We start from the raw sequence: 5,495 nt of genomic DNA, 5'->3' as shown, positions 1-5,495 counted from the left end.
CACCTACCATCGCCGACAAGCCCGTTGCTGTCGCCGCGCCAAACGTGCTCAGCAAATAGTCGGTGTACAAATCGAGTTCTTTGTTCTTCATTGCGACAGGTTAGCGTATGCACTGCGTAACATCAGTAAGTAATGGGTGCGATATATTGGTTTGCCAAGCCACCTGAGTTGTCGTGTGGTTCTGGCTCAACGACTGGGGTGGTGCGTAAGCTGCGGGCACGCTTGAAACAGATGCCCGCAGCGAGCCAATCAAGCAGCCAGATGGGTTTCCAGCGCTTCAGCGCCGCCAATCAATTTGCCATTGATAAAGACTTGGGGCGCCGTCATGGTGCCACTGATAGCGCCAAGTACTTTGCCGCGCACTTTGTGGTCTAGTGGCAGGTCGATGTAATCGTAACCATGGTCGCTCAGGAGTTGTTTGGCTTTGGCACAGTGAACGCAGCCTTCTTTTGAAAACACCACGACTTGGCTGGGTTTCTGGGCTTCTGGGGCGACATAGGCCAGTAGGGTGTCGGCGTCCGAGACTTCAAATGGATCACCGTCTTTTTGCGGTTCGATGAACATCTTTTCCACGATGCCATTTCTGACCAACATCGAATACCGCCAGCTGCGTTTGCCAAAGCCCAGGTCTGCTTTGTCGACCAGCATGCCCATACCCTCGGTGAATTCACCGTTGCCATCAGGAATCATCATGATGTTTTGCGATTCCTGGTCCTTGGCCCATTCGTTCATCACGAAGGTGTCGTTGACTGATATGCAGAGGATGGCGTCAACGCCATACTTCAAGAAGACGGGCGCGAGTTCGTTGTAGCGTGGCAGATGCGTGCTGGAGCAGGTAGGGGTAAAGGCACCGGGCAAGGAGAACACGGCAATGGTCTTGCCTTTGAATAGTTCATCCGTTGTTACACTTATCCATTCGTTGTTTTGGCGAAGGCGGAATGTAACGTTGGGAACAGTCTGGCCTTCATGATTCTTCAGCATTGAAACGTCTCCTTTGAGTTGCAAAATAGGCTGCAAAGCAGCGATGGCATGGAGTATCCCTACTTCATTTATATTGATCCAATTTATTGTATAAAACATTTTGATATGAAATTACTATGATTGCTCGGTGTAGGGCGATAGGCATACCCCTGAAGCACCAACGCCGTCCTTTTCGGACGGCGTTGGTGTTGGGTGTTAAATAGCTGTTTGTGTATTAGCCGAACAGCTTGGCCAGTTCCTCTCCCGGCGAAGGCTGGCGCATAAAGGCTTCGCCAACCAGGAAGGCATACACCTCGTGTTCCAGCATCAAGGCGACATCGGCTGGCTTGAGAATGCCTGATTCGGTAATCACGATGCGATCGCTAGGTATTTCCTCCAGCAGCGTTAGCGTCGTTTGCAGACTGACTTCAAAGGTGCGCAGATTGCGGTTATTGATGCCGATCAATGGGGTTTTGAGCTTCAGCGCCTCGTTAAGCTCCCTGCCATCGTGCGATTCGACCAACACGGCCATACCCAACTCAAGCGCCTGGGCTTCCAACTCTTGCATATGCGAAGTGGCGAGTGCGCTCACGATCAGCAAAATACAGTCTGCACCCATGGCGCGTGCTTCGTCGACTTGATACGCATCGACAATAAAGTCCTTGCGCAACACCGGTAGGCTGCAGGCAGCGCGAGCTGCTTTCAGGAAGTCGACATGGCCCTGGAAGTATTGCTCGTCGGTGAGCACCGACAGGCATGCCGCGCCATGGGCCGCGTAGTCGGCAGCAATGGCGGCCGGTTGGAAGTCGGCTCGGATTACCCCTTTGGATGGGCTGGCCTTTTTGATTTCGGCAATAACGGCAGCTTGGTTGTCGGCGTATTTGTTACGTAGCGCTGCCACAAAGTCGCGCAGGTCGCGGTTAGCCTCGGCTTCGGCGCGTATGGCTTCCAATGGTTTCTGTTTGCGGGCGGCGGCGACTTCTTCGGCCTTGGTAGCCAGGATTTTATTCAGGATGTCGGACATGGTCAGGCTTTAAAGGATTGGGTCATGGTAACGAGGGCATCGAGTTTGGCGCGCGCCGCCCCGCTGGCAATGGCCGCTGCAGCAGCCTTGAATCCTGCGGCCAAGTTATTCGCAAGGCCGGCGGCGTAGATTGCTGCGCCTGCATTCAAGACAACAATATCGCGGCAGGGCCCAGCCTCGTTGGCGAGCACGGCTTGAATCTTGGCTTGCGACTCGGCGGGGCTGTTCGCTTTCAAGGCTGATGGGCTGCAAAAGGCAAAACCATGTTCACGCGGGTCGAACACGTATTCGTTGATTTCGCCGTCTTTTAGTTCAGCGACCAGCGTGGTGTCGAGCAAACTTATTTCATCCAGGCCATCGCGGCCGTGTACGACCAGCACGTGGCGGCTGCCGAGTTCTTTCAGTACACGGGCTTGGATACCGACTAAATCCGGGTGGAACACACCCATGACTTGGTTTTCAGCCTCGGCTGGATTGGTGAGTGGGCCTAGGATATTGAAAATGGTGCGTACACCCAATTCACGGCGGATGGCACTCACATTCTTCATGGCACCGTGGTGATTGGGCGCAAACATAAAGCCCACGCCGACCTTGTCGATGCACTGGCCAACTTGTTGGGGGGTGAGAGCCAAGTTAACGCCCAGCGCCTCCAGTACATCTGCCGAGCCACTGCTAGACGACACACTGCGGTTGCCATGCTTGGCAACCTTGGCTCCTGCTGTTGCGGCTACAAAAGCGGCGGTGGTGGAGATATTGAAAGTGTGGGCACCGTCTCCCCCGGTGCCGCAGGTATCAATCAGATGGCTGCGGTCTGCTACTTCGACCTTGCTGGCCAATTCACGCATCACTGTTGCGGCGGCGGCGATTTCGAGTACGGTTTCCACCTTCACACGCAGGCCGATGAGAATGGCGGCAGTGTGTACTGGGCTCATCTCGCCGCTCATGATCTGCCGCATTACCGATAACATCTCATCGTAAAAGAGTTCATTGCCATCGATAAGGCGATTCAGCGCGGCTTGCGGGGTGATCATGGAGTGCGGGCCTATGGAGGGATGGGGAGGGCGTCGATTCTAGCTGGCTAGTGCATGGGCTCCAAGCGTGGTCTGTACCCCGGAAAGAACAAACGCCGCCGTGTGCTGCACTTGTGGCACGGCACGCGACGGCGATTCAAACAAGCGCTTATGCTGCTTGTTGAGCCACGCCGGCTTGGGTACGAGCCGTGGCGCGGTTGATAGCGCTGATCAAAGCCAAAATCGACGCGGTGATGATGTTGCTGTGCAGGCCGACGCCGAATACGCTGCCGTCTACGCCATCCATGGCTACTTCAACGAATGCCACAGCGCGTGCATCTGCGCCGTGGCCGAGCGATCGCTCCTCGTAAGACATCACCTTGACGGGCGTACCCAAGGCAGCGACCGCTGCAGCAATAGGGCCATTGCCACTGCCACACATTTTTTGCGACTGTCCGTTGATTTCCACGATCAACTCAATGCCCTGGGCGTTGCCGTCTTCCAGCAAGTGGTGCCCATGCAAACGCATGGGCGTGTGGGCTTCCAGGTATTCCAGGCCAAACATGCGCCACAATTCATCGGCATTGACCTCGGCCCCTGTGGTGTCGGTGTGCTTTTGAACCACGCCGCTGAATTCAACCTGCAAACGCCGTGGCATTACAAGGCCGTATTGGGATTCCAGCAAATAGGCAATGCCACCTTTGCCCGATTGGCTGTTGACGCGGATGACCGATTCGTAGCTGCGGCCAAGGTCGGCAGGGTCGATGGGCAGATAAGGTACATCCCAGATGTCACCGTCCTTGCGGTAGGCTAAGCCTTTCTTGATTGCGTCCTGATGCGAGCCTGAAAAAGCGGTGAAGACAAGATCGCCCACATAGGGATGGCGTGGGTGGATAGGTAACTGGGTACAGTCTTCCACGGTACGCGCCACATGGTTGATGTCGGCAAAATTAAGACCGGGGTCTACGCCTTGGGTGTAGAGGTTCAGCGCCAGGGTGACCAAATCGACATTGCCAGTGCGTTCACCATTGCCGAACAAACAACCTTCCACACGGTCTGCCCCTGCCATCATCGCCAATTCCGCTGCCGCCACGGCGGTGCCACGGTCGTTATGCGGGTGCACGCTCAGGACAACGCTGTCGCGCTGCGCCAAATGGCGATGCATGAACTCAACTTGGTCGGCATACACATTGGGCGTGGCGGCCTCGACTGTGGCGGGCAGGTTGATGATCAATTTGTTGGTGGGCGTTGGCCCCCAGGCATCGATGACAGCGTTGCAGACGGACAATGCGAAGTCGGGTTCGGTCTGACTGAAGGTTTCGGGGCTGTATTGCAGCACCCATTCGGTTTCGGGGTGTTGGGCCGTCAAATTTTTTATCAGGCTGACAGCCTCTACCGCCAGATCGCGTACTTCATCGCATTCCATGCTGAATACCTGCTCCCGCCAAGAGCGGGCTGTGGCGTTGTAGACATGGACGATGGCACGGCGTGCGCCAATCAGCGATTCGATGGTGCGGCGGATCAGATGTTCACGTGCTTGGGTCAGTACTTCGATGGTGACATCGGGCGGAATGCGATCTTCCTCGATCAGCTTGCGAACAAAGTCAAAATCGGTCTTTGAAGCGGAAGGAAAGGCGACTTCGATTTCCTTGATGCCAATGGCCACCAGGGTCTCGAACATACGCAGTTTGCGTTCGGCGTTCATGGGTTCGAACAGGGCTTGATTGCCGTCGCGCAGGTCGGTGCTCATCCAGATCGGGGCACGCTCAATGACCTGGGTAGGCCAAATTCGGTTGGGTAGGGCAAGGGTAGGGAAGGGGCGATATTTACTGTTTGCGTTCTTCAACATGATTTATCTCGTGATCGTCGTGGGGTCGTTACGGATGCGACGGTCTGTTTGCAAAGAGACAAGTGGCTGCCAGGCTGTCGCGTGTTCATGGCCGGGCAACCGTTGCGCAGTCGTAGCGATGGTGTAGTGAGACGAAGCATGGTGATTTCCTAGTGGTGAAGTTGGTGCGGTAAGTGGGTGTGATCAAGCGCAGCAGACCCTCGCGGGGAGCGATGAGCTTCAGGACTGGGAGGGGAAAATCAAGCGCGCGAGGTGCGCAGCAGCAAACCCAGGCCCGAAGAGTGGGCTAGGGATAGTCGTAGCGATAGAGTTTGCTGACAGGAGGTCATGGACTCAACCGTAAAGGCTAAGGTTGTTTTTGGTCAAGCGTTTTTTGCAGCTGAAAGCAGCATGGTGACTCAAGCATGCTACCCGGCTTACAGCGGGTCATCATGAAAGTGCGTTGTTACAGTCAAGTAGAGAGCGCCCGTATTCAGGTATAGCTCGGACGCGTGCCAAGGAGGGTGGCAGGTCTATATCTTTAAATGTAGAAGTTCAGACTTGATCTGACAGTTGCCCGTTTTGACGGTGCCCGATTGTCATACATGGACGCCCCCGTTTGCCAAGCCATCTTTTTGTTGCACCAAGAACAAGGTTGAGATTGCAGCCATAC

At 55.3% G+C, this 5,495-nt stretch carries 4 protein-coding genes; all 4 read right to left on the bottom strand.

What is annotated here, in order from left to right:
* Positions 1 to 249: 249 nt before the first annotated feature.
* A complete protein-coding gene (locus CSQ89_RS19585; RefSeq protein ID WP_099407718.1) occupies positions 250 to 981 on the bottom strand; it encodes a glutathione peroxidase in 732 nt (243 codons plus the stop codon).
* A 214-nt stretch (positions 982 to 1,195) separates the two neighbouring features.
* The gene (gene trpC / locus CSQ89_RS19580; RefSeq protein WP_099407717.1) at positions 1,196 to 1,984 is read right to left on the bottom strand and encodes an indole-3-glycerol phosphate synthase TrpC; all 789 of its coding nucleotides are present in this window, start codon (positions 1,982 to 1,984) and stop codon (positions 1,196 to 1,198) included.
* A 2-nt stretch (positions 1,985 to 1,986) separates the two neighbouring features.
* Complete coding sequence (gene trpD / locus CSQ89_RS19575; protein WP_099407716.1) at positions 1,987 to 3,015, bottom strand: anthranilate phosphoribosyltransferase; 1,029 nt, start codon at positions 3,013 to 3,015, stop codon at positions 1,987 to 1,989.
* Positions 3,016 to 3,163: 148 nt separating this feature from the next.
* The gene (gene leuA / locus CSQ89_RS19570) at positions 3,164 to 4,843 is read right to left on the bottom strand and encodes a 2-isopropylmalate synthase (protein ID WP_099407715.1); all 1,680 of its coding nucleotides are present in this window, start codon (positions 4,841 to 4,843) and stop codon (positions 3,164 to 3,166) included.
* Positions 4,844 to 5,495 lie beyond the last annotated feature (652 nt).

The sequence above is a fragment of the Chitinimonas sp. BJB300 genome (genome assembly GCF_002735695.1).
Classification (GTDB): domain Bacteria; phylum Pseudomonadota; class Gammaproteobacteria; order Burkholderiales; family Chitinimonadaceae; genus Chitinimonas.
This window is presented reverse-complemented; position numbering and strand designations above follow the sequence as displayed.

Excerpts from the sequence above, each read along its gene's own strand:
- trpD (WP_099407716.1), bottom strand. The coding sequence starts at position 3,015 with ATGATCACCCCGCAAGCCGCGCTGAATCGCCTTATCGATGGCAATGAA.
- CSQ89_RS19585 (WP_099407718.1), bottom strand. The coding sequence starts at position 981 with ATGCTGAAGAATCATGAAGGCCAGACTGTTCCCAACGTTACATTCCGC.
- leuA (WP_099407715.1), bottom strand. The coding sequence starts at position 4,843 with ATGTTGAAGAACGCAAACAGTAAATATCGCCCCTTCCCTACCCTTGCC.
- trpC (WP_099407717.1), bottom strand. The coding sequence starts at position 1,984 with ATGTCCGACATCCTGAATAAAATCCTGGCTACCAAGGCCGAAGAAGTC.